We start from the raw sequence: 26,995 nt of genomic DNA on the forward strand, positions 1-26,995 counted from the left end.
ACACTGTGGATAACCACTCAAGACGCCCCCTAGTGGGGCGTTTTGCTATCTGTCACTTTTGTCTGGATTCCGGTTTATGAGCGTTCCTCGTGAAACCATCGCCGCCGTCGCCACCGCTCAAGGTCGTGGCGGTGTAGGCATCGTGCGTATTTCCGGGCCGTTGGCCAGTGTTGCGGCCAAGGCTTTCAGTGGTCGCGAGCTCAAGCCGCGATTTGCCCACTACGGTCCGTTTTTTGGTGAACACGACGAGGTGCTGGACCAGGGCATCGCGCTGTATTTTCCGGGGCCAAACTCGTTTACCGGCGAGGATGTGCTGGAACTCCAGGGGCATGGTGGCCCGATCGTTCTGGATATGTTGCTCAAGCGCTGCCTGGAACTGGGTTGCCGGCTCGCCCGGCCGGGGGAATTCAGCGAGCGCGCGTTTCTCAACGACAAGCTTGACCTGGCCCAGGCCGAGGCCATTGCCGACCTGATTGAAGCCAGTTCTGCCCAGGCTGCGCGAAACGCGTTGCGCTCCCTGCAGGGTGCTTTCTCGTCACGTGTGCATAATCTCACCGAGCAACTGATCGGCCTGCGCATCTATGTCGAGGCGGCCATCGATTTCCCGGAAGAGGAAATCGACTTCCTCGCCGATGGCCATGTCCTGAGCATGCTCGACAAAGTCCGCGACGAGTTATCCACTGTCATGCGCGAAGCCGGGAAGGGTGCCTTGCTGCGTGACGGCATGACCGTGGTCATTGCCGGTCGTCCGAATGCCGGTAAATCCAGCCTGCTCAATGCACTGGCCGGGCGCGAAGCGGCGATCGTGACCGAAATTGCCGGCACTACCCGTGACGTACTGCGTGAACATATCCACATTGATGGCATGCCGCTGCATGTGGTGGATACCGCCGGTCTGCGCGATACCGATGACCATGTGGAAAAAATCGGCGTCGAACGTGCCCTGAAAGCCATCGGTGAAGCGGATCGGGTACTGCTGGTGGTCGATGCCACGGCACCGGAAGCCCTCGATCCGTTCGCACTATGGCCGGAATTTCTCGAAACCCGTCCCGATCCCGCGAAAGTAACCCTGATCCGCAACAAGGCCGACCTTACGGGCGAAGCCATTGCCCTGGAGATCAGCGACGACGGCCACGTCACCATCAGCCTGAGCGCCAGGTCCGGAGGTGTCGGTCTGGAGCTGCTGCGTGATCACCTCAAGGCCTGCATGGGCTACGAGCAAACGTCCGAAAGCAGCTTCAGTGCTCGCCGGCGCCACTTGGAGGCGCTACGTCATGCCAGTACTGCCCTCGAGCATGGTCGTGCCCAATTGACCCTGGCTGGCGCTGGCGAGTTGTTGGCCGAGGATCTGCGCCAGGCTCAGCAGTCGCTGGGAGAAATCACCGGCGCCTTCAGCTCTGACGACCTGTTGGGGCGAATTTTCTCCAGCTTCTGTATCGGCAAGTAGCCCTCCTGTTATTCACAGACAGGCCGTTCGTGCCTGTCTGCTCTCTCTTTTCCTGAATAAACCCTCCAGTGCCGAGCGGACTTTGTCTGCTTGAGCGAAATTCTCGTGCCTGAATTTCGGGCAAACAACGATTTTCTGTGGATTAAGCCCTGTGAATAACCGCCGCTAAGGTCAGTTGATAACAGGGCCCGAAAACTGAACATAACCGCCTCTGTGGATAACCACCCCTTTCATCCACAGGCTTACACCGGTTATCCAAGGGCCTCATTGGCACATGAACACAGGGTTTTGAATCGCTGTACATATTGAAAATTAAGGGCTGTAGAGATCTATCCACAGAAAGGCAGGTGCATAGAAATAAACATAAAAACAAAGATTTAATAAATTTCTCTCTTTTTAATTTCTATAACTCCGACTTTTCCACAGCTGGTTAAATTTTGTGCAAAGGGTTCTTTAGGAAGGGCGAAGTCCCTATACTTGTCGACCAGGTCCGAAAACCTGAGCTCAAACTATTCCTGAATTACCTACTTAAGCAGGCACGAGGTGCGTGGTGGATTTCCCTTCCCGTTTTGAAGTGATCGTCATCGGCGGCGGTCATGCCGGTACCGAGGCAGCACTGGCCTCAGCACGTATGGGGGTGAAAACCCTGTTGCTGACGCATAACGTGGAAACCCTCGGTGCCATGAGTTGCAACCCGGCCATTGGCGGGATCGGCAAAAGCCACCTGGTCAAGGAAATCGACGCCCTCGGCGGCGCGATGGCCATGGCCACCGATAAAGGCGGCATCCAGTTTCGCGTGTTGAACAGCCGCAAAGGCCCGGCCGTGCGTGCAACCCGTGCACAGGCCGACCGGATTCTGTACAAGGCCGCTGTCCGCGAAATCCTGGAAAACCAGCCGAACCTGTGGATATTTCAACAGGCCGCTGATGACCTGATCGTCGAGCAGGAACAAGTGCGCGGCGTAGTGACCCAGATGGGCCTGCGTTTCCTCGCCGACTCGGTGGTTTTGACCACTGGCACCTTCCTCGGTGGACTTATCCACATTGGATTGCAGAATTTCTCCGGCGGCCGTGCCGGTGATCCACCGTCGATTGCTTTGGCTCACCGTCTACGTGAATTGCCTTTGCGGGTCGGTCGCCTGAAGACCGGTACGCCGCCGCGTATCGACGCCCGTTCCGTGGATTTCTCGGTGATGACCGAGCAGGCCGGCGATACGCCGATCCCGGTGATGTCGTTCATGGGTTCCAAAGAGCAGCATCCACGTCAGATCAGTTGCTGGATTACCCACACCAACGCCCGTACCCACGAAATCATCGCGGCCAACCTCGACCGTTCGCCGATGTATTCCGATGCAGGCGAGATCGAAGGCATCGGCCCGCGTTACTGCCCGTCGATCGAAGACAAGATTCATCGCTTTGCCGACAAGGAAAGCCACCAGGTCTTCATCGAACCGGAAGGTTTGACCACGAACGAGCTGTACCCGAACGGGATATCCACATCCTTGCCGTTCGATGTGCAATTGCAGATCGTGCAATCGATCCGCGGCATGGAAAGCGCACACATCGTGCGCCCGGGCTACGCCATCGAGTACGACTACTTCGATCCGCGCGACCTGAAGTACAGCCTGGAAACCAAAGTGATCGGCGGCCTGTTCTTCGCCGGGCAAATCAACGGCACGACCGGTTACGAAGAAGCCGGCGCCCAGGGTTTGCTCGCCGGAACCAACGCCGCACTGCGCGCGCAAGGCAAAGACGCCTGGTGCCCGCGTCGCGACGAGGCCTATATCGGTGTGTTGGTCGACGACCTGATTACCCTCGGCACCCAAGAGCCGTACCGGATGTTCACCTCCCGCGCCGAATACCGTTTGATCCTGCGCGAAGACAACGCTGACCTGCGCCTGACCGAAAAAGGTCGCGAACTGGGCCTGGTGGACGACGCGCGTTGGGCGGCTTTCTGCAAGAAACGCGAAAGCATCGAACTGGAAGAGCAGCGCCTGAAAAGCACCTGGGTTCGCCCGGGCACTGAACAGGGCGATGCGATTGCCGAAAAATTCGGCACGCCGCTGACCCACGAATACAACCTGCTGAATCTCTTGAGCCGTCCGGAAATCGACTACGCTGGTCTGATCGCCGTGACCGGAGGCGGTGCAGAAGATCCACAAGTCGCCGAACAGGTCGAAATCAAGACCAAGTACGCTGGCTACATCGATCGTCAACAGGATGAAATCGCCCGCCTGCGCGCCAGCGAAGACACCAAACTGCCTGTGGATATCGATTACACGAATATTTCCGGTCTCTCCAAAGAGATCCAGAGCAAGCTCGGTGCGACCCGCCCTGAAACCTTGGGCCAGGCCTCGCGTATCCCGGGCGTAACGCCGGCAGCCATTTCGCTGTTGATGATTCATTTGAAAAAACGCGGCGCGGGCCGTCAGTTGGAGCAAAGCGCTTGAGTTCGTTGGTCACTTCGCAACATGCAGAAGAGTTATCCACAGGTGCCCGCCAGCTTGGCGTCACGCTGACAGAAACCCAGCACGCGCAACTGCTGGGTTATCTGGCCCTGTTGATCAAATGGAACAAGGCTTACAACCTCACCGCCGTGCGTGATCCGGACGAAATGGTCTCCCGTCACCTGCTCGACAGTCTGAGCGTGATGTCATTCATCGAAAACGGACGCTGGCTCGACGTCGGCAGTGGCGGCGGCATGCCCGGCATTCCGCTGGCTATCCTGTTTCCCGAGTCCCAGGTGACTTGCCTGGACAGCAACGGCAAGAAAACCCGCTTCCTGACCCAGGTCAAACTCGAACTCAAACTGGATAACCTGCAAGTTATCCACAGTCGCGTCGAAGCGTTCCAGCCTGCCCAACCCTTCAACGGGATCATTTCCCGGGCGTTCAGCAGCATGGAAAACTTCAGCAACTGGACTCGCCACCTCGGCGATAGCGAAACACGCTGGCTGGCAATGAAGGGCGTTCATCCGGCCGATGAGCTGGTAGCATTGCCGGCAGACTTCCACCTCGATAGCGAACACGCCCTGGCCGTACCTGGTTGCCAAGGCCAACGCCATCTGCTGATACTGCGCCGCACGGCATGATTGGGAACACAAGCAAGAATGGCTAAGGTATTCGCGATAGCGAACCAAAAAGGTGGCGTGGGCAAAACCACCACCTGCATCAACCTCGCAGCATCCCTGGTCGCGACCAAGCGCCGGGTGCTGTTGATCGATCTCGATCCACAGGGCAACGCCACCATGGGTAGCGGTGTGGATAAACATGGCCTGGAAAACTCGGTCTACGACCTGTTGATCGGTGAGTGCGACCTGGCCCAGGCCATGCACTTCTCCGAACACGGTGGTTACCAGCTGTTGCCGGCCAACCGCGACCTGACCGCGGCCGAAGTGGTGCTGCTGGAAATGCAGATGAAGGAAAGCCGTCTGCGCAGTGCGCTGGCGCCGATCCGGGAAAACTACGATTACATCCTGATCGACTGCCCGCCGTCGCTGTCGATGCTGACCTTGAACGCACTGGTTGCCGCCGATGGGGTCATTATCCCCATGCAGTGCGAGTACTTCGCACTCGAAGGCTTGAGCGACCTTGTGGATAACATCAAGCGCATCGCTGAACTGCTCAATCCGAACCTCAAGGTCGAAGGCCTGCTGCGGACGATGTACGACCCGCGCCTGAGCCTGATGAACGATGTCTCCGCGCAGCTCAAGGAACACTTCGGCGAACAGCTCTACGACACCGTCATTCCACGCAACATCCGTCTGGCCGAAGCGCCAAGCTACGGCATGCCGGCGCTGGCGTACGACAAATCGTCGCGAGGCGCCGTTGCCTATCTGGCATTGGCGGGCGAAATGGTTCGTCGTCAACGCAAAAACTCACGCATCGCCGCCGCTCAGGCAACTTAAGGAATCCCCATGGCCGTCAAGAAACGAGGTCTCGGACGTGGACTGGATGCTCTGTTGAGTGGTCCGACTGTCAGCTCGCTGGAAGAACAAGCGGCGCAAGCCGACCAGCGTGAGCTGCAGCACCTTCCCCTGGATCTGCTCCAGCGCGGCAAATACCAGCCGCGTCGTGATATGGACCCGCAGGCGCTGGAAGAATTGGCACAGTCGATCAGGGCCCAGGGCGTCATGCAGCCCATCGTGGTTCGCCCGATCGGCAGCGGTCGTTTTGAAATCATTGCGGGCGAACGTCGCTGGCGCGCCAGCCAGCAGGCCGGGCAGGAAACCATCCCGGCGATGGTTCGCGATGTACCCGATGAAACCGCGATCGCCATCGCCCTGATCGAGAACATCCAGCGCGAAGACCTGAACCCGATTGAAGAGGCGGTGGCCCTGCAGCGTTTGCAGCAGGAGTTCCAGCTGACCCAGCAACAGGTGGCCGAAGCCGTGGGCAAGTCCCGGGTGACCGTGGCCAACTTGTTGCGCCTGATTTCCTTGCCGGAAGTCATCAAGACCATGCTGTCCCACGGCGACCTGGAAATGGGTCATGCCCGTGCTTTGCTCGGTTTGCCTGAAAATCAACAGGTTGAAGGGGCGCGACATGTTGTCGCACGCGGGCTGACCGTGCGCCAGACTGAGGCACTGGTTCGCCAGTGGTTGAGTGGCAAACCGGAGCCTGTGGAACCTGCAAAACCGGACCCGGATATCGCCCGCCTCGAACAGCGCCTGGCCGAGCGCCTAGGCTCTGCGGTGCAGATCCGCCACGGCAAGAAGGGTAAAGGGCAATTGGTGATCGGCTACAACTCCCTGGATGAACTCCAAGGTGTGCTTGCACATATTCGCTGAAACATTTCCTCATGTAGCGCGCAGTCGGAAATCACTACCTGACAGTTGAATAGGGGCAGAACCGCCCCTATACTCTGCGCGCATTTTGTCGGCACAAATTATGCCAAGTTATTGAATTCTGGCAGCCGACCATTGGAGAGCAAAAGTGATGGAAACCCGCACGCCAAACCGCTTGCCCTTCCATCGCCTGGCAGTTTTTCCGGTGTTAATGGCTCAATTTGTCGTTTTGCTCATCGCTGCTTTGGCGCTCTGGCAATGGCGGGGAGTCGTTGCCGGGTACTCGGGACTTTGCGGAGGCCTGATAGCCTTGCTGCCCAATGTTTATTTCGCTCACAGGGCATTTCGGTTTTCCGGCGCCCGAGCAGCCCAGTCCATCGTCCGGTCTTTTTATGCCGGCGAGGCAGGCAAACTGATTTTGACGGCAGTGCTGTTTGCACTGGTGTTTGCAGGTGTGAAGCCATTGGCGCCGATTGCAGTATTCGGTGTCTTCGTGCTGACTCAGTCAGTCAGCTGGTTCGCTCCCCTGCTGATGAGAACAAGACTTTCGAGACCTTAGGGCGTTTGAGGCAACCATGGCAGAAACAACCGCTTCGGGCTATATCCAGCACCACTTGCAGAACCTGACCTTCGGTCAGCACCCAACCGGCGGCTGGGGCTTTGCCCACACCGCAGCAGAAGCCAAGGAAATGGGCTTCTGGGCTTTCCACGTCGATACCCTCGGCTGGTCGGTCGCATTGGGTCTGATCTTCGTTCTTCTTTTCCGCATGGCGGCAAAGAAGGCGACTTCCGGTCAGCCAGGTGCTTTGCAGAACTTCGTTGAAGTATTGGTCGAATTCGTCGATGGCAGCGTGAAAGACAGCTTCCATGGCCGTAGCCCGGTGATTGCACCGCTGGCACTGACCATCTTCGTCTGGGTGTTCCTGATGAACGCCGTCGACTTGGTACCGGTCGACTGGATTCCTCAACTGGCCATCCTGATCTCCGGCGACGCTCACATCCCGTTCCGTGCCGTGTCGACCACTGACCCGAACGCGACCCTGGGCATGGCGTTCTCGGTTTTCGCACTGATCATTTTCTACAGCATCAAGGTCAAGGGCCTCGGCGGCTTCATCGGCGAGCTGACCCTGCACCCGTTCGGCAGCAAGAACATCTTCGTTCAAGCCCTGCTGATCCCGGTGAACTTCCTGCTGGAATTCGTGACCCTGATCGCCAAGCCGATCTCCCTGGCTCTGCGTCTGTTCGGCAACATGTATGCCGGCGAACTGGTCTTCATTCTGATTGCTGTGATGTTCGGCAGCGGTCTGCTCTGGCTCAGCGGCCTGGGCGTCGTTCTGCAGTGGGCGTGGGCTGTGTTCCACATCCTGATCATCACCCTGCAGGCGTTCATCTTCATGATGTTGACCATCGTCTACCTGTCGATGGCGCACGAAGAAAACCATTAAGACCAGTCTCGACTAGTCTGATGTCCTTCCCGGTCAAACGGGAAGGGGCTCTTCACGGGGCCTCTGAAACGATTTGTTTTACCGCTTTAAATTAAAAAAACCTAAACCATACGACGTAAAAGTCGGGAGGAAAGATGGAAACTGTAGTTGGTCTAACCGCTATCGCTGTTGCACTGTTGATCGGCCTGGGCGCACTGGGTACCGCAATTGGTTTCGGCCTGCTGGGCGGCAAGTTCCTGGAAGGCGCAGCGCGTCAGCCAGAAATGGTTCCAATGCTGCAAGTTAAAATGTTCATCGTTGCCGGTCTGCTCGACGCCGTAACCATGATCGGTGTTGGTATCGCTCTGTTCTTCACCTTTGCGAACCCGTTCGTTGGTCAGATCGCTGGCTAATTACTCGGATCTTCCGGGTAATTTGGTGTGATGGACAACGTAACTGCGAGGTGTTGGCGTGAACATTAATGCGACCCTGATTGGCCAGTCCGTTGCGTTCCTAATTTTTGTACTGTTCTGCATGAAGTTCGTATGGCCTCCGGTCATTGCGGCTCTGCACGAACGTCAAAAGAAGATCGCTGATGGTCTGGACGCTGCCAGCCGTGCAGCTCGCGACCTGGAGTTGGCCCAAGAAAAAGCGGGTCACCAACTGCGCGAAGCGAAAGCTCAGGCAGCTGAAATCATCGAGCAAGCCAAGAAACGCGGTAACCAGATTGTTGAAGAGGCTGTTGAAAAAGCCCGTATCGACGCTGACCGTGTGAAGGTTCAGGCTCAGGCCGAGATCGAACAGGAACTGAACAGTGTCAAAGACGCGCTGCGTGCCCAAGTGGGCTTGCTGGCAGTCGGCGGCGCCGAGAAGATCCTGGGTGCCACAATCGATCAAAACGCGCACGCAGAGCTGGTTAACCAACTGGCTGCTGAAATCTAAGCGAGGGCGATCATGGCAGAACTGACCACGTTGGCCCGACCTTACGCTAAGGCGGCCTTCGAGCACGCTCAGGCCCACCAGCAACTGGCCAATTGGTCAGCCATGCTCGGCCTGGCTGCAGCGGTGTCGGAAGACGACACCATGCAGCGCGTGCTCAAGGCCCCGCGACTGACGAGCGCAGAAAAGGCCGCCACGTTCATTGACGTGTGCGGCGACAAGTTTGATGCCAAGGCACAGAACTTCATCCACGTCGTTGCCGAAAACGACCGTCTCCCGCTGTTGCCGGAGATCGCCGCTCTGTTCGACCTGTACAAGGCCGAACAAGAGAAGTCGGTAGACGTTGAAGTGACCAGTGCTTTCGCATTGAACCAAGAACAGCAAGACAAACTCGCCAAGGTTCTCAGTGCACGACTCAACCGGGAAGTGCGCCTGCAAGTTGCGGAGGACGCTGCCCTTATTGGTGGTGTCGTCATCCGCGCCGGCGACCTGGTTATCGATGGCTCGATTCGCGGCAAAATCGCGAAACTTGCCGAAGCATTGAAATCTTGAGTTTGAAGGGGCAGCAGAGCAATGCAGCAACTCAATCCTTCCGAAATAAGTGAAATTATCAAGGGCCGCATCGACAAGCTCGATGTGACCTCCCAAGCCCGTAACGAAGGCACTGTCGTCAGCGTATCTGACGGTATCGTGCGGATTCACGGTCTGGCCGACGTAATGTACGGCGAGATGATCGAGTTTCCGGGCGGCGTCTTCGGTATGGCACTCAACCTGGAGCAAGACTCCGTAGGTGCCGTTGTATTGGGCGCATACCAGTCTCTGGCTGAAGGCATGAGCGCCAAGTGCACCGGCCGTATCCTGGAAGTTCCGGTTGGTAAGGAACTGCTGGGTCGCGTAGTCGACGCACTGGGTAACCCTGTTGACGGCAAAGGTCCACTGGGCAACACCGAGACCGACGCGGTCGAGAAAGTTGCTCCAGGCGTGATCTGGCGTAAGTCGGTAGACCAGCCTGTACAGACTGGCTACAAGGCTGTCGATGCCATGATTCCTGTCGGCCGTGGCCAGCGTGAGCTGATCATCGGTGACCGTCAGATCGGTAAAACCGCTCTGGCGATCGACGCGATCATCAACCAGAAGAACAGCGGCATCTACTGCGTCTACGTAGCGATCGGTCAGAAGCAATCGACCATCGCCAACGTGGTTCGCAAGCTGGAAGAAAACGGCGCCCTGGCCAACACGATCATCGTGGCTGCCAGTGCTTCGGAATCTCCTGCGCTGCAATTCCTGGCACCGTACTCCGGTTGCACCATGGGTGAATTCTTCCGCGACCGCGGTGAAGACGCGCTGATCGTTTATGACGATCTGTCCAAGCAAGCAGTGGCTTATCGCCAGATTTCCCTGCTGCTGCGCCGTCCACCAGGCCGTGAAGCTTACCCAGGCGACGTGTTCTATCTCCACTCCCGTCTGCTGGAGCGCGCATCCCGCGTTTCGGAAGAATACGTAGAGAAGTTCACCAACGGCGCAGTGACCGGCAAAACCGGTTCCCTGACCGCACTGCCGATCATCGAAACCCAGGCTGGCGACGTTTCCGCGTTCGTTCCGACCAACGTGATTTCCATCACCGACGGTCAGATCTTCCTGGAATCGGCCATGTTCAACTCGGGCATCCGCCCTGCAGTGAACGCCGGTGTTTCGGTATCCCGTGTGGGTGGTGCCGCTCAGACCAAGATCATCAAGAAGCTGTCCGGTGGTATCCGTACCGCTCTGGCTCAGTACCGTGAACTGGCGGCATTCGCCCAGTTCGCTTCTGACCTGGACGAAGCGACCCGTAAGCAACTTGAGCATGGTCAGCGCGTTACCGAGCTGATGAAGCAGAAGCAATACGCACCGATGTCGATCGCTGACATGGCGCTGTCGCTGTATGCCGCTGAGCGTGGGTTCCTGACTGACGTTGAAATCGCCAAGATCGGCAGCTTCGAGCAAGCGCTGATTGCTTTCTTCAACCGCGATCACGCCGATTTGATGGCGAAGATCAACGTGAAAGGTGACTTCAATGACGAAATCGACGCTGGCATGAAAGCCGGTATCGAGAAGTTCAAGGCCACCCAAACCTGGTAAGCCGCAGCGGGAGCCGCAAGGCTCCCGCTTGCTAACCTGATAGGTGTTACATGGCAGGCGCAAAAGAGATTCGCAGTAAGATTGCGAGCATCAAAAGCACGCAAAAGATTACCAGCGCCATGGAAAAAGTGGCGGTCAGCAAAATGCGCAAGGCACAAATGCGCATGGCTGCTAGCCGTCCTTATGCGGAGCGTATCCGCCAGGTAATTGGGCATCTGGCCAACGCCAACCCGGAATACCGCCACCCGTTCATGATCGACCGCGAAATCAAGCGTGTCGGTTATGTCGTAGTGAGCAGTGACCGTGGTCTGTGCGGCGGCTTGAACACCAACCTGTTCAAGGCCCTGGTCAAGGACATGGCGGTAAACCGCGAAAACGGCGTCGAGATCGATCTGTGTGTAGTTGGTAGCAAGGGTGCGGCCTTTTTCCGCAACTTCGGCGGTAACGTCGTTGCAGCTATCAGCCACCTGGGTGAAGAGCCGTCGATCAATGATCTGATCGGCAGCGTCAAGGTGATGCTGGATGCCTACCTGGACGGCCGTATTGACCGCCTGTCCGTGGTGTCCAACAAGTTCATCAACACCATGACGCAACAGCCTACCGTGGAGCAGTTGATTCCACTGGTGGCAACCCCGGATCAAGACCTCAAGCACCACTGGGACTATCTCTACGAACCGGATGCCAAGGAGCTGCTGGACGGCTTGATGGTCCGTTACGTGGAGTCGCAGGTCTACCAGGCGGTGGTCGAGAACAACGCGGCTGAACAAGCTGCGCGGATGATCGCGATGAAGAACGCTACCGACAACGCCGGTGATTTGATCAGCGATTTGCAGCTGGTCTACAACAAGGCGCGTCAGGCTGCGATCACCCAAGAGATCTCGGAAATCGTCGGCGGCGCTGCCGCGGTTTAACGGTTCAAATATTCAGAGGATCCAGCTATGAGTAGCGGACGTATCGTTCAAATCATCGGCGCCGTTATCGACGTGGAATTTCCACGCGACAGCGTACCGAGCATCTACAACGCGCTGACTGTACAAAGCGCGGCCGGGACCACCCTGGAAGTTCAGCAGCAGCTGGGCGACGGCGTGGTTCGTACCATTGCGATGGGTTCCACCGAAGGCTTGAAGCGCGGTCTGGACGTTGTCGACTCTGGCGCAGCCATCTCCGTACCGGTCGGTAAAGCGACTCTGGGCCGGATCATGGACGTTCTGGGCAACCCGATCGACGAAGCTGGTCCTATCGCCACCGAAGAGCGTTGGGGCATTCACCGTCCAGCGCCTTCGTTCGCTGAACAGGCAGGCGGCAACGACCTGCTGGAAACCGGCATCAAGGTTATCGACCTGGTTTGCCCGTTCGCCAAAGGCGGTAAAGTCGGTCTGTTCGGTGGTGCCGGTGTAGGCAAGACCGTAAACATGATGGAACTGATCCGTAACATCGCCATCGAGCACAGCGGTTATTCCGTGTTCGCCGGTGTGGGTGAGCGTACTCGTGAGGGTAACGACTTCTACCACGAGATGAAGGACTCCAACGTTCTGGACAAAGTGGCACTGGTTTACGGTCAGATGAACGAGCCGCCGGGAAACCGTCTGCGCGTAGCTCTGACCGGCCTGACCATGGCCGAGAAGTTCCGTGACGAAGGTAACGACGTTCTGCTGTTCGTCGACAACATCTATCGTTACACCCTGGCCGGTACTGAAGTATCCGCACTGCTGGGCCGTATGCCTTCGGCAGTAGGTTACCAGCCGACCCTGGCTGAAGAGATGGGCGTTCTGCAAGAACGTATCACTTCGACCAAGGAAGGTTCGATCACTTCGATCCAAGCGGTATACGTACCTGCGGATGACTTGACCGACCCGTCGCCAGCGACCACCTTCGCCCACTTGGACGCTACCGTCGTTCTGTCCCGTGACATCGCTTCCCTGGGTATCTACCCAGCGGTCGATCCACTCGACTCGACTTCGCGCCAGCTGGACCCGAACGTAATCGGCCAGGACCACTACGACACCGCTCGCGGCGTTCAGTACGTGCTGCAGCGTTACAAAGAACTGAAGGACATCATTGCGATCCTGGGTATGGACGAGCTGTCGGAAGCCGACAAGCAGTTGGTAAACCGTGCTCGTAAGATCCAGCGCTTCTTGTCGCAGCCGTTCTTCGTGGCTGAAGTCTTCACCGGTGCATCGGGTAAATACGTTTCCCTGAAAGACACCATTGCTGGCTTCAAAGGCATCCTCAACGGTGACTACGACCACCTGCCAGAACAAGCGTTCTACATGGTTGGCGGCATCGAAGAAGCGATCGAGAAAGCCAAGAAACTGTAATCCCGGCGCCCGGCAACGGGCGCTAATTTAGGTTGAGGCAATCAGATGGCTATGACAGTCCATTGCGATATCGTCAGCGCGGAAGGGGAAATCTTTTCCGGTCTGGTCGAGATGGTGATTGCGCACGGTGCACTGGGTGATCTTGGTATCGCCCTGGGTCACGCGCCGCTGATCACTAATCTGAAGCCAGGTCCGATCCGCCTGGTCAAGCAGGGCGGGGAAGAGGAGGTGTATTACATCTCCGGTGGTTTCCTCGAGGTTCAGCCGAACATGGTCAAGGTACTTGCCGACACCGTGCAACGTGCTGCCGATCTGGATGAAGCCTCCGCTCAGGAAGCCGTGAAGGCTGCCGAGAAGGCCTTGCATGAACGTGGCGCTGAATTCGATTACGGTTCTGCTGCCGCACGTCTGGCCGAGGCTGCAGCTCAGCTGCGCACCGTCCAGCAGATCCGCAAGAAGTTCGGCCACTAAGGTTGCGCTTGTTGTGCGATTGATTAAAAAGGGTAGCCTCGGCTACCCTTTTTTCTTTTCCGATTTTTACAACCTGGTCGCAGCCGCTGACCACCCAGGATTGGTAGCCAGTCATGTCTCTTGAAATCGTTATTCTCGCTGCTGGCCAAGGCACGCGCATGCGTTCCGCTTTGCCGAAAGTTTTGCACCCGATTGCCGGCAACTCCATGCTCGGCCATGTTATCCACAGCGCCCGGCAACTTGATCCACAGCGCATTCACGTGGTGATCGGCCATGGCGCCGATGCCGTGCGCGAACGCCTGGCGGCGGATGATCTGAACTTCGTCCTGCAGGATAAACAGCTGGGTACCGGTCACGCCGTTGCTCAAGCCGTGCCGTTCATTCAGTCCGACACCGTGCTGGTGCTTTATGGCGATGTGCCGTTGATCGAAGTCGATACCCTGCAACGTCTGCTCAAGCAGGTGGGGCCAGAGCAATTGGGCTTGCTGACTGTCGAGCTGGATGACCCGACCGGTTACGGCCGCATTGTTCGTGATGTGCAGGGCAAGGTCACGGCCATTGTCGAGCAGAAAGATGCCAATGAAGCCGAGCGCAAAATCACCGAAGGCAATACCGGCATTCTGGCGCTGCCTTTTGCCCGTCTCGGCGACTGGATGAGCCGCCTCTCCAATAACAACGCCCAGGGCGAGTACTACCTGACCGACATCATTGCCATGGCCGTGAGCGATGGTCTGGTGGTGGCCACCGAGCAACCCCACGACGCCATGGAAGTGCAGGGCGCCAACGATCGCAAGCAGCTGTCCGAACTGGAACGGCATTATCAATTGCGCGCCGGTCGTCGTTTGATGGCTCAAGGCGTGACGCTGCGCGATCCGGCTCGTTTTGACATTCGCGGTGAAGTCACGGTTGGCCGCGACGTGCTGATCGACATCAACGTGATCCTCGAAGGCAAGGTCGTCATTGAAGACAACGTGGTGATCGGCCCGAACTGCGTGATCAAGGACAGCACCCTGCGCAAAGGCGTGGTCATCAAGGCCAACAGCCATATCGAAGGTGCCATCCTGGGTGAAGGCAGCGATGCCGGTCCGTTCGCTCGTCTGCGTCCAGGTACTGTGCTGGAAGCCCGCGCGCATGTGGGTAACTTCGTCGAGTTGAAAAACGCGCACCTGGGCGAAGGCGCCAAGGCCGGTCACCTGACTTATCTGGGCGATGCCGAGATCGGCGCGCGCACCAATATTGGTGCCGGCACCATCACCTGCAACTACGATGGTGTGAACAAGTGGAAAACCGTGTTGGGTGAAGATGTGTTCATTGGCTCCAACAACTCGTTGGTGGCGCCTGTGGATATCCTCGATGGCGCGACCACAGCGGCTGGTTCGACCATTACGTCGACTGTGGATAAATCCCAGTTGGCCATCGGACGTGCTCGCCAGAAGAACATCGATGGCTGGAAGCGACCGGAAAAGGTCAAGAAGGGCTGAGTTATCCACAGATCGTGGAAATCAAAAGATCGCAGCCTTCGGCAGCTCCTACATGGGGTTTATGTTTTCCCTGTAGGAGCTGCCGCAGGCTGCGATCTTTTTTCATTTATCCACAGATCTTTTCATCACTCCGCGCTTGACGAAGTTTCGCCGATAGGTTTTTATTGCTTCCGTTATCTTTCGAATCGAAACTTACCAAGTCATGTCGAAGCGCAACACACCTCAACGCCGTCACAACATTCTCGCCTTGCTCACCGAGCAGGGCGAAGTCAGTGTGGATGAGTTGGCCAAGCGCTTCGAAACGTCGGAAGTTACGATTCGCAAGGATTTGGCGGCACTTGAAAGCAATGGTCTGTTGCTACGTCGTTACGGCGGGGCGATCACCATGCCTCAGGAACTGGTGGCCGACCTTGGTCAACCGGTTTCCAAGTACAAACAAGCCATCGCTCGCGCCGCCGTCGCGCGGATTCGCGAGCATGCGCGCATCATTATCGACAGTGGCAGTACCACCGCCTCCATGATCCCGGAACTCGGCCAGCAACCCGGCCTGGTGGTGATGACCAACTCGCTGCATGTTGCCAATGCCTTGAGCGAACTCGAGCACGAACCGGTGCTGCTGATGACCGGTGGCACCTGGGACCCGCACTCCGAGTCTTTCCAGGGGCAGGTTGCCGAGCAGGTACTACGCTCCTACGATTTCGACCAGCTGTTTATCGGCGCCGATGGCATCGATCTGGTTCGCGGTACAACCACCTTCAACGAACTGCTCGGACTGAGCCGGGTCATGGCCGAAGTCGCCCGTGAAGTCGTCGTGATGGTGGAGGCCGACAAGATCGGCCGCAAGATTCCCAACCTGGAGCTGCCCTGGAGCAGCGTCCATACCCTTATTACCGATGAACGCCTGCCGCTTGAGGCTCGCGATCAGATTCAGGCCCGCGGCATCAATTTGATATGCGCGGCTGTCAGTCAGGAGAAATAGCATGTGTGGAATTGTCGGCGCAGTCGCAGAACGTAATATCACCGCCATCCTCGTCGAAGGCCTGAAACGCCTCGAATACCGTGGGTATGACAGCGCTGGCGTGGCGGTCTACACCAATGAAGAAAAACTCGAGCGCCTGCGTCGTCCGGGCAAGGTCAGTGAGCTGGAGCAGGCATTGACCACCGAGCCGCTGGTGGGTCGCCTGGGCATCGCCCACACCCGCTGGGCTACCCACGGCGCACCGTGCGAGCGTAATGCCCACCCGCATTTCTCCGGTGACCTGGCGGTGGTGCACAACGGCATCATCGAAAACCACGAAGCCCTGCGCGAACAACTCAAGGCCCTGGGTTATGTGTTCACCTCGGACACCGACACCGAAGTCATCGCCCACCTGCTGAACCACAAACTCAAGGATCTGAGCGACCTGACCGTGGCCCTCAAGGCAACTGTCAAAGAGCTGCACGGTGCTTACGGCCTGGCAGTGATCAGCGCCAAGCAACCTGATCGCCTGGTCGCAGCCCGCAGCGGCAGCCCGCTGGTGATCGGCCTGGGCCTGGGGGAAAACTTCCTGGCGTCCGACCAGTTGGCCCTGCGTCAGGTCACTGACCGCTTCATGTACCTGGAAGAAGGCGATATCGCCGAAATCCGCCGCGACAGCGTGCAGATCTGGGACGTAGACGGCCAGGCTGTCGAGCGCGAAGCCGTGCAGTATCGCGACGGTGCCGAAGCCGCTGAAAAGGGCGAGTTCCGCCACTTCATGCTCAAGGAAATCCACGAGCAACCGTCCGTGGTGCAGCGCACCCTGGAAGGTCGCCTGAGCCAGAACCAGGTACTGGTACAGGCATTCGGCCCACAGGCGGCCGAGCTGTTCGCCAAAGTGCGTAACGTACAGATCGTCGCGTGTGGCACCAGTTACCACGCCGGCATGGTTGCGCGTTACTGGCTCGAAGAGCTGGCCGGCATTCCTTGCCAGGTCGAAGTCGCCAGCGAATTCCGCTACCGCAAGGTGGTGGTGCAGCCGGACACCTTGTTCGTGACCATTTCCCAGTCCGGCGAAACCGCCGACACCCTGGCCGCTCTGCGCAATGCCAAGGAACTGGGCTTCCTCGCCAGCCTGGCGATCTGCAACGTCGGCATCAGCTCGCTGGTGCGTGAGTCCGACCTGACCCTGTTGACCCAGGCCGGCCGCGAAATCGGTGTGGCCTCGACCAAAGCCTTCACCACGCAATTGGTCGGCCTGTTGTTGCTGACGCTTTCCCTGGGTCAGGTTCGTGGCACCTTGGCCAAAGACGTAGAAGCGACCCTGGTCGAAGAACTGCGTCGTTTGCCAACCCGCCTGGGCGAGGCGCTGGCCATGGACAGCACTGTGGAAAAAATCTCCGAGCTGTTCGCCGAGAAAAACCACACGCTGTTCCTCGGTCGCGGCGCGCAGTTCCCGGTAGCGATGGAAGGCGCACTCAAGCTCAAGGAAATCTCCTACATCCACGCCGAAGCCTACCCGGCCGGCGAGCTGAAACACGGCCCGTTGGCGCTTGTGGATAACGACATGCCCGTAGTGACCGTGGCGCCGAACAACGAGCTGCTGGAGAAGTTGAAGTCCAACCTCCAGGAAGTCCGCGCCCGCGGTGGCCAGTTGATCGTCTTCGCTGACGAGAAGGCCGGCATGACCAACGGTGAAGGCACCCACGTGGTGCACATGCCGCACATCCACGACATCCTGTCGCCGATCCTCTACACCATCCCGCTGCAGCTGCTGTCGTACTACGTTGCCGTACTCAAAGGCACCGACGTTGACCAGCCGCGCAACCTGGCGAAGTCGGTGACTGTGGAATAAGTTATCCACAGCGAAAAACCCCCTCTTCAGGGGGTTTTTCTGTTTCTAGGAGAGCGTAATTCGCCGTTGCCGCCGCGTGTCCAGCAAATACACCATCAAACAGGCATACAAAGTCACCAGAATGAACAGCCCCATGCGGATGGCGAAGGCGGTGTAGACGTCCTTGCCCGCTGCGCTGTCCTGTACCGATTGGCCGAGCAGAATGATCAGGGTTGCCATGCTGTTGAGCCAGAAACTCGGTGGTTGTCGGGTTTTGGCCAGGCCGTAGAGTTTTCTGGCCACCAGCAAACCGAACAACAGCATCCACAGAAAGAACATCCACAGATTCACGAACAGGCTCAGCGCGCACCAGAAGAGGATCGCCATCAGGCCGCCGAGCAGGGTCGAGCCGAGCAATTCCTGGCCGGCGTTGCGGGCGCTGGTTGCGCAGCTCTGTTGGCCGAGACTGACGGCTTTCATGATGATCGGCAGATAGCTGGCCGGGTCGATCATGGCCAGCAGGAACGTCGGCAGCACCACCAACGTGGCCCGTAGCGCCAGCCAGCTGCTTTCGGTGGGCGTAAGGTTCGGGCCGGGCTTGGCCGGTGGGGCGCTGGCGGGGTCGGGAAACAGCCAATGGCTGATGGTCAGTGTCGTGACGGCCAGGAACAGTCCCTTGACCAGGGCCACGATCACCTCGAGCGCCAGGGCGAATTCAGCGGTTCCGGCGGCACTGATCAAGGTCAGGCCCACCACCAGGAACGTCGCCACCAGCGGGTTGCCACCGCGCAGGCCGTAACCGAAAGCCAGGAACAGGCACAGTCCGACCAGCAGCACACCGCTGAACGGGTAGTAACGCAGCAGGGGGATCAGCAGCAGGCCGGTCCCGGTGGTCAACATCAGGATCAGGATCAGGCCCAGGCTGGCCTTGAACGGCAACGGCCGGTTCATCGCTGCCAGCATCATCAGCGCCAGCATCGGCGCGAGGAACGGGATGGGCAGGGCCAGGCCGAAGCTCGCCGCCAGGCACAGCGCCGTACCGAAGCCCAGGCGCAGCGCGCGCTGGACCCGGGCCGGGCGCTCAATACGCATAGGACATCCAGCTCATCAGGCGCAGAAACACGCGCCCAAGAACATTCAACGGGTTGCCTTCGCTCGGAAAGGCCATGACTTCGGCCTGTCCGCCGGAGCGGATGCCTTGTGGACCGGTCAACTCACCAGGTTCGAACTCGATGATGACCGGAAAGCGCTGGGCCGGGCGGAGCCAGTCGCGGCTGTTCTCCACTTTCGGCAGGCTGCCCGGCTGGGTGGTCTGGCCGATATCGACGCCATAGCCGACGCTGCGCACATGGCCTTTGTAGATTTTCCCTGGCAGGGCGTCGAGGACGATGGACACCGGCGTCCCGGGCTGGACACTGCCGAGGTTGTTTTCGGTCATGTCGGCGCTGATCCACACGTCGTGGATGGCGATCAGGGTCATCACCGGCGCACCGGCGGCGGCAAACTGGCCGACATCGGTGCGCAGATCGGTGATCAGGCCGGCCGAGCGCGCGTGGACTTTGGTATTGCTCAAGTCCAGCTCGGCTTTTTCGAGGTTACTGGCGGCGCTGAGCAACTGGGCGTTTTCGTCTTCGTTACCGCCCTGTTGTTCCCGCGCCCGTTGCACTTCGGCCTTGGCCGCGGCGACCTGGCTGATGGACTCTTCCAGGGTGGCGCGGGAGATCTCGAGGCGACGCAGCGAGATGGTGCCCGGGTCTTCGCGATACAGCCGCTCAAGCCGCTGGCTATCCTGGCGAGCCTTGAGCTCATTGGCCTGGGACGCGCGCAGGGACGCTAGCTTGGAATCGACGCCAGCGGTGTTGGCGCCCACCTGGCGACGGGTCGACTCAAGGTCGGCGCGGGCGCGATCGACGGCAATCTGGTACTGCTCCGGATTGACTTCAAACAGCAATTCGCCAGCCTTGACGTCCTGGTTGTTGCGTACGTGCACCTTGGTCACCCGGCCGGATACCTCGGCCGCCACCGGCACAATGAAGGCCTGTACCCGTGCCTGTTGCGTGTAGGGCGTGTAACGGTCGGCCATCAGGTACCAGACCAGGCTCAGGATGATCAGCAGTACTACCCAGTTGATGGCTTTTCTGGCCGGGTCGGCGGCGGGTGCCGGGGTGTTCTCGGCGGCCGGTTGTGGGCTGTCATTCATGGGCATTTTCCTTCGGTTCGTCGAGCAGGTCGCCCCAATCGGTCCGTTGTTGCATCTGTTGGCGGGTGGCCGGGTCGATCATCGGCTGGTCGCTGTACCAGCCACCGCCCAGCGCCTTGTACAGGGCGATCAGGCTGTTGACGGCGGTGCCACGGTTGACCAGGTAGATATCCTGCTGGGCAAACAGGGCGCGCTGGGCATCCAGCACGCGCTGGAAATCCGAATAGCCTTCGCGGTACTGGGCATTGGCCAGGGTCACCGAACGTTCGGCGGCCACCGATGCATCGCTGAGGATCCGGTCGCGCTCCAGCGCCTTGATCAAACCGGTCGCGGCATCGTCTGCCTCGCGTGCAGCCTGGCGTACGCTGTCCTGGTAGATAACGATCAACTGCTGCAAGCGCGCATCCTGCACGCGGACGTTGTTGGTGATCCGGCCATGGTCGAAGATGTCCCAGCGCAGGCTGGGGCCGGCCACCATGTCGAGGGTATTGGATGCACCGTTGAGCGAGCTGGCAGACCAGACGATGCTGCCCAGCAGGCTGATGGAGGGGTACAAGTCAGTCTCGGCCACACCGATCAACGCCGACTGCGCCGCCACTTGCAGTTCGGCAGCACGAACATCGGGACGCCGCACCAGCAGATTCGCCGGTACATCCTGCAGCACAGCCGTATCGAGCAATGGCACCACCCCGGTGTAGCGATCCAGGTCAGGGATGGAGCCGGGTGGCTGGCCGATCAGGGTGGACAATGCATTTCGCAAGCTCGCCACCTGGCTCTCGAAATCCGGAATGGTACTCAGGGTGCCCAGGTACTGGGTCTTGGCCTGTTGCAGGTCGAGTTCAGCCTCGGCCCCGCTTTTGAACAGGCGCTCGGTGATCTCGTAGCTGCGTTTTTGCAAGGCGGCGTTACTGCGGGCGATGGCCAGGCGTGCCTCGGCGGTGCGCAAGGCGTAGTAGTTTTGCGCAAGCTGCGCGTGCAACAGCACCAGGGCATTTTCATAGTTGGCTTGAGCGGCAAACCAGGACGCGTCGGCTGACTCGATGGCTCGGCTGAAACGCCCCCAGAAATCCAGCTCCCAGCCGATATCGAAGCCGACACTGTGCTGCCAGAAATGCGTGTCCTGTGGGTTGGCGCCGCCCGATTGTCGACGGTTCAGGTACAGGCTGTCGGCGCTGGCCTGCTGCAATTGCGGGTAGCGTCCACTCAGGGCGATGCCCAATTGCGCTCTCGACTCCATGACCCGCAGGCCAGCGACGTGCAGGTCGGGGTTGTGGGCATCGGCTTCGGCCATCAAGTGGTCCAGCACCGGGTCGTTAAACACGCGCCACCATTGGCGGCTGTCAGGTTGCGCGTGTTGTTGGCCGGCGAGCTCCAGGGCCGGGCTGTTCCAGTGATCGACCCAGGGCTGGGCTGGCGACTGGAAATCCGGGCCCAGTTGCACGCAGCCACCCAGAAAGGCAGTCCCGCAGAGCAGCAGCCGGCTGATGCGAGCAGGACATGGCATCAAGCGCAAACTCCTCAGAGGGGACGCTGATCGTTCATGGCCTCGATGTGCGGTGTCTCGTTCAACGCCTCGATCTCTGGTGTTTCGCTCAGTAGCTCGGCAGACGGTTGGTCCTGGACCCATTGCCAGAACAGTTGGTAGCCCACCGCCAGCGCAACCGGGCCGATGAACAAACCAATGAAACCGCCACTGACCATGCCGCCCAGGGCGCCAATCAGAATCACCGGCATGGGGACATCGACGCCGCGGCCAAGCATCAAGGGTTTGAGGACGTTGTCGGCCATCCCGGCGATAAGGCTATAGATGCCAAACACAACAGTGGCCAGGCTCGTCCCTTCGGTGGCGAAGACATAAGCGATCACCGGAAGGGTCACCAGCAGCACCGGCAATTGCATGATCCCCATCAGCAGCGCAACCATCGCCAGCAGCCCGGCACCGGGGACACCCATGAGCACGAAACCCACACCAACCAGCAACATCTGAATGAACGCGATGCCGACCACGCCCTGGGCCACCGCGCGGATGGTTGCGGTGCAGAGCTCGGTGATACGTGGGCCACGCTCCGGGCCGGAAAGGCGCGAGGTGATGGCCAACGCGCTTCTTTCGCCGTTTTCACCATAGGCCATGAACACGCCGGCAATAATCAGGGCGCCGATGAACAACAGAAAACCCACACCGACGTCGGCCATTTTGCCCAGCAAGGTCAGGCCGATGGACTTGATATAGGGCATCAGCTTCATGAGCACGCTGCTCATGTTGGTGGCGGCCTGCATCCAGTAGTCGTAGAGCGGCTGGCCAATAAGCGGCAGGGACGCGATTTTTTCGCTGGGTAGCGGAATCTGCAGCGAATCGGACTTGAGGATCGCCAGGGTGCCCTGGACCGATTCACTGATCGAGGTGCCCAGCAGGTAGATCGGCACCATCAGCAAGGCCAGGGCGACCACCACGATCAGGGTGGCGGCACGACCGTCCTTGTTGACCACCTTGCGCTTGATCAGCGCATGCAGGGGATACAGGGTGATTGCCAGAATCAGTGCCCAGAGCATGAGGTTGAGGAAGGGGTGGAAGATCTGGAAGCAGAACAGTACCAGCACCGTAATCAGCCCGGCGCGTATCAGTACATCGAGCAAACCACCGGACAGTGCTCTAGCGGAAATGTTAGTGCGCAACATTTTCGAACTCCTTGCGGTGTCACCAGGTTAGCCAGCCAGTTGAAGTTCACTCTTCCCTACCCGTGAATCTTGAACGCAGGATCGATGGTCCGTCGTCCAGGCGTTTACAACTAACGCCTTCTTTCAGGTAGGGAAAATTCAACGAGGTACCTACTAAAACTCAATAGGTAACAGGGTGGCTTGTAGTATAGGAGCAGTCGAATATTCCGCCTGATGACGCAGGCTGGAATTCTGCCGCTGTGGATAGTGTCCGCTGACGAACCCATGCCGGAAGCGAGTGGGGAGTGGGGCCGAAGGCGCTTGTTCCCGGTCTGGCATTAGCCGCTTCAGCGGGCGGGGCCGGATCATTGCGGACAGTCGCATCCGTCGCAAGAAAATAACCCTCATTAATTATCAATAATCCCGGGTCCGCTCTTTGAGGTGTGTGCCACGCTTCGTTTTTACGGTGGAGGCGCTAGAGTGCAGTAGCCCGTTGATTTAGTTGATGGTCGGGTGCCCAACTATGTTGTTGGGCGTTCGCGCTTAACATCCCGGTCTTCGGTTGCGATTTATCTATTTGAAATGAGGACATGCCCATGGACCGCTTCCAGGAAATGCAGGTCTTCGCTGCCGTCGCCCAGGAACAGGGTTTTTCGGCGGCGGCGCGGCGTTTGGGTCTGTCGGCGGCCAGCGTCACCCGAGCGGTGGCGGCGCTGGAGCAGCGTATTGGCACGCAATTGCTCACGCGTACGACGCGCAGCGTGTATTTGAGTGAGGCCGGTCAGCGATATCTGGAGGACTGTCGGAGAATTCTCGCCGAGGTGCAGGAAGCCGAGGACTCGGCGGCGGGCAGCCATATCCATCCACGTGGGCAACTGACCATCACCGCACCGGTCTTGTTTGGTGAGCTGTTTGTCACGCCACTGATGGTGAGCTACCTGACGCAGTTTCCCGAGGTCTGCATCAACGCACTACTGGTGGACCGGGTGGTAAGCGTGGTCGAGGAGGGCGTCGATGTGGCCATCCGCATCGGCGAGCTACCCGACAGCAATCAGCATGCAATCCGCGTGGGAGAGGTGCGGCGGGTGATCTGCGCCTCACCACAGTTTCTGGCCAGCCATGGTCGGCCCAGGCATCCACAGGAACTGGCTCAGGCGCCGATCATTGCGACATCGGCCATTGGCCAACTCAGGAGTTGGCCTTTCATTGAAGACGGCGAAACCCTGAGTGTGCGGGCTGAGCCGCGACTGGTGGTGACAGCGAATCAGGCAGCCATCACGGCAGCCAGTCTGGGGTTGGGATTCACGCGGGTGCTGTCTTATCAAGTGGCGAGCAAGGTGGCCGCCGGTGAGCTGGAGATTGTTCTGGCTGACTTCGAACTGCCGCCATTGCCCATCCACGTGCTCTATCAGGGCGGGCGCAAAGCCCCGGCCCGGGTGCGCAGTTTTGTGGATTTCGCGGTCAAGACCCTGCGCGAGCATCCGGCGCTCGAGCGTTGAGTTATTTCACTCAGTGAAATAATGGATTGCGTTTGCTGGTGATTCTGTTGTTTTGCTTGTGAGTGGAAGATACGACCCACCGGCGCTGGCCTTCCTGAACAGCACCACTGACCCGAGGTGTCGACCATGCAAGCGATCAAACTCTACAACTTCCCACGTTCCGGCCATGCGCATCGTGTCGAGTTGATGCTGTCCCTGCTGAAATTGCCGACCGAATTGATCTTCGTTGACCTCGCCAAGGGCGAGCACAAGCAACCGGCGTTCCTGGCGCTCAATGCATTCGGTCAGGTGCCGGTGATTGATGACGAGGGTGTGGTATTGGCCGACTCCAACGCGATTCTGGTGTATCTGGCGCAAAAGTACGGCAACGGCCGTTGGCTGCCGGCTGATCCGGTGGGGGCGGCCAACGTCCAGCGCTGGTTGTCGGTGGCCGCCGGCCCGATTGCCTTCGGTCCGGCCCGGGCCCGATTGATCACTGTATTTGGTGCACCTTACAACGCTGAAGAAGTGATTGCCTACGCCCATACCGTGCTCCAGGTGATCGATCACGAACTGGCCGATACAGCGTATCTGGTCGGCACTGAACCGACGATTGCCGACGTCGCCGCCTACAGCTACATCGCCCATGCGCCGGAGGGCAATGTGTCGCTGGACGAGTACCCCAATATTCGCGCGTGGTTGGCCCGTGTCGAAGCCTTGCCAGGTTTTGTCGGCATGCCGCGCACCGTCGCCGGCCTGCAAAAAACTGCCTGATGCTCGCGGCCCGGTGTTGCCGGGCCGCCCCGATCTGCGCCATTGGCGCAAGGGAGAAGCCGTATGGACCGTTCACCCTGGCATGCCGGCGAGAAGCAATTGCAGGCGCATGTAGGCGTTGCCGAACGAATGGAGATTTTCGGTCGTAAGGTGATTCGCAGCGAGATGCCGGACCAGCACCGCACCTTCTATCAGCAATTGCCGTTCATGCTGTACGGAGCGGTGGATGCCGACGGTCATCCCTGGGCCAGCATCCTTGAAGGCCAGCCCGGATTCGCACACTCGCCAGCACCTGGCTTGTTGCAGTTCAGCAGCCTGCCTGCCTTTGATGATCCCGCGCAGTTGAGTGACGGCGCGGCCATCGGCCTGTTGGGTATCGAGTTGCATACCCGCCGGCGCAACCGCATCAATGGACATGTCCGTGCCATGACGACTGGCGGTTTCGCGGTGACGGTGGATCAGTCCTTCGGCAATTGCCCACAGTACATTCAGTTGCGCCAGTTTCGTTCGGTGCCGCTGGCCGACCCTGCGACGCGAGTCGCGCAACACTTCAACGCACTGGATGACGCGGCCAAGGCCATGATCGCCGAGGCGGACACGTTCTTCGTTGCCAGCTATGTGGAGGTTGATGGCGAGCGCTCGGTGGATGTATCGCACCGTGGTGGTCAGACTGGTTTCGTACACGTGGAAGGCAATCGCCTGACCATTCCGGACTTCGCCGGCAACCTGCATTTCAACACCTTGGGTAACCTGCTGCTCAATCCCCGGGCCGGGGTGTTGTTCATCGATTTCAATACCGGTGACTTGCTGCAGCTCAGCGGGCGCACCGAAATCATCCTCGAGGGCCCGCAGGTCGAGGCGTTCCAGGGCGCCGAGCGTCTGTGGACAATCGATGTCGAACACGTCGTACGTCGCCCCGCCGCCCTGGCGTTACGCTGGCGCTTCGACGGCGTATCACCCACCAGTTTGCTCACCGGTACCTGGGAGCAGGCCGCGGCGCGTTTGCAGGCCAAAGCCCTGGGGGATCAATGGCGGCCGTTGCGGGTGACGCGCATTGAAGCGCAAAGCCACAGCATTCGCTCGATTTACCTGGAGCCCGCCGACGGAGTCGGATTACCGCTTTTCCAGGCCGGGCAGCATTTGCCCCTGCGCTTCAACATTGACGGTGAAGTGCACATCCGCACGTACAGTTTATCGAGCGCCCCGTCCGATGACTTTTTCCGCATCAGCGTGAAGCGCGACGGGCGGGTCTCTACCCATTTGCATGAGCGGATTCGGGTCGGCGACCTGTTGGAGGCGCGGGCGCCGCAAGGGCATTTCACCGTGGCGCCCCATGAGCGTCGGCCACTGGTGTTGCTGGCGGCCGGGGTGGGCATCACGCCGCTGTTGTCGATGCTGCGCGAGGTGGTTTACCAGGGGTTGCGCACCCGGCGTATCCGCCCGACGTGGTTTATCCAGGGTTCGCGTACGCTGGCCGACCAGCCGTTCCGCCGTGAACTGGATCGCTTGCTCGAAGACGCCGGTGACGCGGTGCGGGTGGTGCGAGTGCTCAGCCAACCGGAAGCCGAGGCGGTGCAAGGCGCGGACTTCGACCTCAGTGGGCGGATCGACGTCGCGCTGCTCAAGGAGCTGCTGACAGTCGAAGACTACGATCAGCCGGACTTTGTTGTCTGTGGCCCCGGAAGTTTTACCCAGGCGCTGTACGACGGCTTGCGCGAGCTGGACATTCGCGACTCGCGGATTCACGCCGAAACCTTCGGCCCGTCCACCTTGCGCCGGCGTCCGGACCCCGATGCGGTGGTCATCGAGCAACCACCTGCTGCCACCACGTCGGTGCCCGTGGTGTTCCAGCGCTCGGCCAAGGAAGCGCGGTGGCAGCCGGAGGGCGGCAGTTTGCTGGAGTTGGCGGAAAGCCGTGGCCTGCGCCCGGAATTCAGCTGTCGCGGCGGCTCCTGCGGCACCTGCAAGACGCGCCTGGTCAGCGGTCAGGTGCATTACCCACTGCCGCCGGCGGAGGTGCCGGATGACGGGCAGGTGCTGATTTGCTGTGCGATTCCGGCGCAGGGGGCGCAACCGTTGGTGCTCGATATCTGAAGGAAGATTACCGCTGAAC

General features: G+C 59.3%; 24 protein-coding genes. 20 read left to right on the forward strand and 4 right to left on the reverse strand.

Features of this window, described 5'->3' with window-relative positions; translation table 11 throughout:
• Positions 1 to 76: 76 nt before the first annotated feature.
• From mnmE to glmS, 17 genes are all read left to right on the forward strand, one after another.
• Positions 77 to 1,447 carry a tRNA uridine-5-carboxymethylaminomethyl(34) synthesis GTPase MnmE gene (mnmE, locus tag KW838_RS23950; protein ID WP_218503766.1) on the forward strand — a complete coding sequence of 457 codons (1,371 nt, stop codon included), beginning with the start codon at positions 77 to 79 and terminating at the stop codon, positions 1,445 to 1,447.
• 550 nt (positions 1,448 to 1,997) lie between these two features.
• Positions 1,998 to 3,896 carry a tRNA uridine-5-carboxymethylaminomethyl(34) synthesis enzyme MnmG gene (mnmG, locus tag KW838_RS23955; RefSeq protein WP_218503767.1) on the forward strand — a complete coding sequence of 633 codons (1,899 nt, stop codon included), beginning with the start codon at positions 1,998 to 2,000 and terminating at the stop codon, positions 3,894 to 3,896.
• Positions 3,893 to 4,537: a 16S rRNA (guanine(527)-N(7))-methyltransferase RsmG gene (gene rsmG / locus KW838_RS23960; RefSeq protein WP_007969895.1), complete on the forward strand. Its 645-nt coding sequence runs from the start codon at positions 3,893 to 3,895 to the stop codon at positions 4,535 to 4,537. Before mnmG ends, rsmG begins: the two co-directional genes overlap by 4 nt.
• 18 nt (positions 4,538 to 4,555) lie before the next feature.
• On the forward strand, positions 4,556 to 5,353 hold the full coding sequence (locus KW838_RS23965) for a ParA family protein (RefSeq protein ID WP_008002319.1): 798 nt from the start codon (positions 4,556 to 4,558) through the stop codon (positions 5,351 to 5,353).
• 9 nt (positions 5,354 to 5,362) lie between these two features.
• Positions 5,363 to 6,235: a ParB/RepB/Spo0J family partition protein gene (locus KW838_RS23970; protein WP_102700984.1), complete on the forward strand. Its 873-nt coding sequence runs from the start codon at positions 5,363 to 5,365 to the stop codon at positions 6,233 to 6,235.
• A gap of 148 nt (positions 6,236 to 6,383) precedes the next feature.
• The gene (locus tag KW838_RS23975; protein ID WP_007969901.1) at positions 6,384 to 6,791 is read left to right on the forward strand and encodes a F0F1 ATP synthase subunit I; all 408 of its coding nucleotides are present in this window, start codon (positions 6,384 to 6,386) and stop codon (positions 6,789 to 6,791) included.
• A gap of 16 nt (positions 6,792 to 6,807) precedes the next feature.
• Complete coding sequence (gene atpB / locus KW838_RS23980) at positions 6,808 to 7,677, forward strand: F0F1 ATP synthase subunit A (RefSeq protein ID WP_015097443.1); 870 nt, start codon at positions 6,808 to 6,810, stop codon at positions 7,675 to 7,677.
• A gap of 134 nt (positions 7,678 to 7,811) precedes the next feature.
• The gene (gene atpE, locus KW838_RS23985) at positions 7,812 to 8,069 is read left to right on the forward strand and encodes a F0F1 ATP synthase subunit C (protein WP_003097235.1); all 258 of its coding nucleotides are present in this window, start codon (positions 7,812 to 7,814) and stop codon (positions 8,067 to 8,069) included.
• Between the two features lie 58 nt (positions 8,070 to 8,127).
• Positions 8,128 to 8,598: a F0F1 ATP synthase subunit B gene (locus KW838_RS23990; RefSeq protein WP_102700983.1), complete on the forward strand. Its 471-nt coding sequence runs from the start codon at positions 8,128 to 8,130 to the stop codon at positions 8,596 to 8,598.
• Positions 8,599 to 8,610: 12 nt separating this feature from the next.
• Positions 8,611 to 9,147, forward strand: a complete 537-nt coding sequence (locus KW838_RS23995; RefSeq protein ID WP_008045680.1) for a F0F1 ATP synthase subunit delta — start codon at positions 8,611 to 8,613, stop codon at positions 9,145 to 9,147.
• A 21-nt stretch (positions 9,148 to 9,168) separates the two neighbouring features.
• Positions 9,169 to 10,713, forward strand: coding sequence for a F0F1 ATP synthase subunit alpha (atpA, locus tag KW838_RS24000; protein ID WP_008045678.1), 1,545 nt, complete (start codon positions 9,169 to 9,171; stop codon positions 10,711 to 10,713).
• A 50-nt stretch (positions 10,714 to 10,763) separates the two neighbouring features.
• Positions 10,764 to 11,624: a F0F1 ATP synthase subunit gamma gene (gene atpG / locus KW838_RS24005; RefSeq protein WP_008045673.1), complete on the forward strand. Its 861-nt coding sequence runs from the start codon at positions 10,764 to 10,766 to the stop codon at positions 11,622 to 11,624.
• 27 nt (positions 11,625 to 11,651) lie between these two features.
• Positions 11,652 to 13,031 carry a F0F1 ATP synthase subunit beta gene (gene atpD, locus KW838_RS24010; protein ID WP_008045671.1) on the forward strand — a complete coding sequence of 460 codons (1,380 nt, stop codon included), beginning with the start codon at positions 11,652 to 11,654 and terminating at the stop codon, positions 13,029 to 13,031.
• 45 nt (positions 13,032 to 13,076) lie between these two features.
• Positions 13,077 to 13,502, forward strand: a complete 426-nt coding sequence (locus KW838_RS24015) for a F0F1 ATP synthase subunit epsilon (RefSeq protein ID WP_007969909.1) — start codon at positions 13,077 to 13,079, stop codon at positions 13,500 to 13,502.
• A 113-nt stretch (positions 13,503 to 13,615) separates the two neighbouring features.
• Positions 13,616 to 14,983: a bifunctional UDP-N-acetylglucosamine diphosphorylase/glucosamine-1-phosphate N-acetyltransferase GlmU gene (gene glmU, locus KW838_RS24020; protein WP_218503768.1), complete on the forward strand. Its 1,368-nt coding sequence runs from the start codon at positions 13,616 to 13,618 to the stop codon at positions 14,981 to 14,983.
• A gap of 202 nt (positions 14,984 to 15,185) precedes the next feature.
• Positions 15,186 to 15,962: a DeoR family transcriptional regulator gene (locus tag KW838_RS24025; protein WP_007969913.1), complete on the forward strand. Its 777-nt coding sequence runs from the start codon at positions 15,186 to 15,188 to the stop codon at positions 15,960 to 15,962.
• 1 nt (position 15,963) lies between these two features.
• Positions 15,964 to 17,796 (forward strand): glutamine--fructose-6-phosphate transaminase (isomerizing), encoded by a 1,833-nt coding sequence (gene glmS / locus KW838_RS24030; RefSeq protein ID WP_218503769.1) that lies wholly within the window; start codon positions 15,964 to 15,966, stop codon positions 17,794 to 17,796.
• Positions 17,797 to 17,841: 45 nt separating this feature from the next.
• On the opposite strand, the gene KW838_RS24035 is transcribed toward glmS, so the two are convergent.
• From KW838_RS24035 to KW838_RS24050, 4 genes are read right to left on the reverse strand one after another with little or no spacing between them, the layout of a single operon-like run.
• On the reverse strand, positions 17,842 to 18,867 hold the full coding sequence (locus KW838_RS24035) for a DUF2955 domain-containing protein (protein ID WP_218503770.1): 1,026 nt from the start codon (positions 18,865 to 18,867) through the stop codon (positions 17,842 to 17,844).
• The gene (locus KW838_RS24040; RefSeq protein ID WP_102700973.1) at positions 18,857 to 19,975 is read right to left on the reverse strand and encodes an HlyD family secretion protein; all 1,119 of its coding nucleotides are present in this window, start codon (positions 19,973 to 19,975) and stop codon (positions 18,857 to 18,859) included. The genes KW838_RS24035 and KW838_RS24040 overlap by 11 nt, the downstream gene beginning before the upstream one ends.
• Positions 19,968 to 21,479 (reverse strand): efflux transporter outer membrane subunit, encoded by a 1,512-nt coding sequence (locus tag KW838_RS24045; RefSeq protein WP_218503771.1) that lies wholly within the window; start codon positions 21,477 to 21,479, stop codon positions 19,968 to 19,970. The genes KW838_RS24040 and KW838_RS24045 overlap by 8 nt, the downstream gene beginning before the upstream one ends.
• A gap of 14 nt (positions 21,480 to 21,493) precedes the next feature.
• Positions 21,494 to 22,651: an AI-2E family transporter gene (locus tag KW838_RS24050; RefSeq protein WP_218503772.1), complete on the reverse strand. Its 1,158-nt coding sequence runs from the start codon at positions 22,649 to 22,651 to the stop codon at positions 21,494 to 21,496.
• A 575-nt stretch (positions 22,652 to 23,226) separates the two neighbouring features.
• On the opposite strand from KW838_RS24050, the gene KW838_RS24055 reads away from it, so the two are divergent.
• The 3 genes from KW838_RS24055 to KW838_RS24065 all read left to right on the forward strand — a co-directional run bounded on the left by KW838_RS24055 (position 23,227) and on the right by KW838_RS24065 (position 26,976).
• Positions 23,227 to 24,129 carry a LysR family transcriptional regulator gene (locus KW838_RS24055; protein ID WP_218503773.1) on the forward strand — a complete coding sequence of 301 codons (903 nt, stop codon included), beginning with the start codon at positions 23,227 to 23,229 and terminating at the stop codon, positions 24,127 to 24,129.
• Positions 24,130 to 24,255: 126 nt separating this feature from the next.
• Positions 24,256 to 24,882, forward strand: a complete 627-nt coding sequence (locus KW838_RS24060) for a glutathione S-transferase family protein (RefSeq protein ID WP_218503774.1) — start codon at positions 24,256 to 24,258, stop codon at positions 24,880 to 24,882.
• 63 nt (positions 24,883 to 24,945) lie between these two features.
• Positions 24,946 to 26,976 carry a pyridoxamine 5'-phosphate oxidase family protein gene (locus KW838_RS24065; RefSeq protein WP_218503775.1) on the forward strand — a complete coding sequence of 677 codons (2,031 nt, stop codon included), beginning with the start codon at positions 24,946 to 24,948 and terminating at the stop codon, positions 26,974 to 26,976.
• The last annotated feature ends 19 nt before the right edge of the window (positions 26,977 to 26,995 follow it).

It is taken from the genome of Pseudomonas sp. PDM27 (assembly GCF_019219205.1).
Taxonomy (GTDB): Bacteria; Pseudomonadota; Gammaproteobacteria; order Pseudomonadales; family Pseudomonadaceae; genus Aquipseudomonas; species Aquipseudomonas laurylsulfatiphila.

What these genes read in the sequence shown, in the direction of transcription:
- mnmE (WP_218503766.1), top strand. Translation starts at nt 77, where the DNA reads ATGAGCGTTCCTCGTGAAACCATCGCCGCCGTCGCCACCGCTCAAGGT.
- KW838_RS23965 (WP_008002319.1), top strand. Translation starts at nt 4,556, where the DNA reads ATGGCTAAGGTATTCGCGATAGCGAACCAAAAAGGTGGCGTGGGCAAA.
- KW838_RS23970 (WP_102700984.1), top strand. Translation starts at nt 5,363, where the DNA reads ATGGCCGTCAAGAAACGAGGTCTCGGACGTGGACTGGATGCTCTGTTG.
- KW838_RS23975 (WP_007969901.1), top strand. Translation starts at nt 6,384, where the DNA reads ATGGAAACCCGCACGCCAAACCGCTTGCCCTTCCATCGCCTGGCAGTT.
- atpB (WP_015097443.1), top strand. Translation starts at nt 6,808, where the DNA reads ATGGCAGAAACAACCGCTTCGGGCTATATCCAGCACCACTTGCAGAAC.
- atpE (WP_003097235.1), top strand. Translation starts at nt 7,812, where the DNA reads ATGGAAACTGTAGTTGGTCTAACCGCTATCGCTGTTGCACTGTTGATC.
- KW838_RS23995 (WP_008045680.1), top strand. Translation starts at nt 8,611, where the DNA reads ATGGCAGAACTGACCACGTTGGCCCGACCTTACGCTAAGGCGGCCTTC.
- atpA (WP_008045678.1), top strand. Translation starts at nt 9,169, where the DNA reads ATGCAGCAACTCAATCCTTCCGAAATAAGTGAAATTATCAAGGGCCGC.
- atpG (WP_008045673.1), top strand. Translation starts at nt 10,764, where the DNA reads ATGGCAGGCGCAAAAGAGATTCGCAGTAAGATTGCGAGCATCAAAAGC.
- atpD (WP_008045671.1), top strand. Translation starts at nt 11,652, where the DNA reads ATGAGTAGCGGACGTATCGTTCAAATCATCGGCGCCGTTATCGACGTG.
- KW838_RS24015 (WP_007969909.1), top strand. Translation starts at nt 13,077, where the DNA reads ATGGCTATGACAGTCCATTGCGATATCGTCAGCGCGGAAGGGGAAATC.
- glmU (WP_218503768.1), top strand. Translation starts at nt 13,616, where the DNA reads ATGTCTCTTGAAATCGTTATTCTCGCTGCTGGCCAAGGCACGCGCATG.
- KW838_RS24025 (WP_007969913.1), top strand. Translation starts at nt 15,186, where the DNA reads ATGTCGAAGCGCAACACACCTCAACGCCGTCACAACATTCTCGCCTTG.
- glmS (WP_218503769.1), top strand. Translation starts at nt 15,964, where the DNA reads ATGTGTGGAATTGTCGGCGCAGTCGCAGAACGTAATATCACCGCCATC.
- KW838_RS24035 (WP_218503770.1), bottom strand. Translation starts at nt 18,867, where the DNA reads ATGCGTATTGAGCGCCCGGCCCGGGTCCAGCGCGCGCTGCGCCTGGGC.
- KW838_RS24040 (WP_102700973.1), bottom strand. Translation starts at nt 19,975, where the DNA reads ATGAATGACAGCCCACAACCGGCCGCCGAGAACACCCCGGCACCCGCC.
- KW838_RS24045 (WP_218503771.1), bottom strand. Translation starts at nt 21,479, where the DNA reads ATGCCATGTCCTGCTCGCATCAGCCGGCTGCTGCTCTGCGGGACTGCC.
- KW838_RS24050 (WP_218503772.1), bottom strand. Translation starts at nt 22,651, where the DNA reads ATGTTGCGCACTAACATTTCCGCTAGAGCACTGTCCGGTGGTTTGCTC.
- KW838_RS24055 (WP_218503773.1), top strand. Translation starts at nt 23,227, where the DNA reads ATGGACCGCTTCCAGGAAATGCAGGTCTTCGCTGCCGTCGCCCAGGAA.
- KW838_RS24060 (WP_218503774.1), top strand. Translation starts at nt 24,256, where the DNA reads ATGCAAGCGATCAAACTCTACAACTTCCCACGTTCCGGCCATGCGCAT.
- KW838_RS24065 (WP_218503775.1), top strand. Translation starts at nt 24,946, where the DNA reads ATGGACCGTTCACCCTGGCATGCCGGCGAGAAGCAATTGCAGGCGCAT.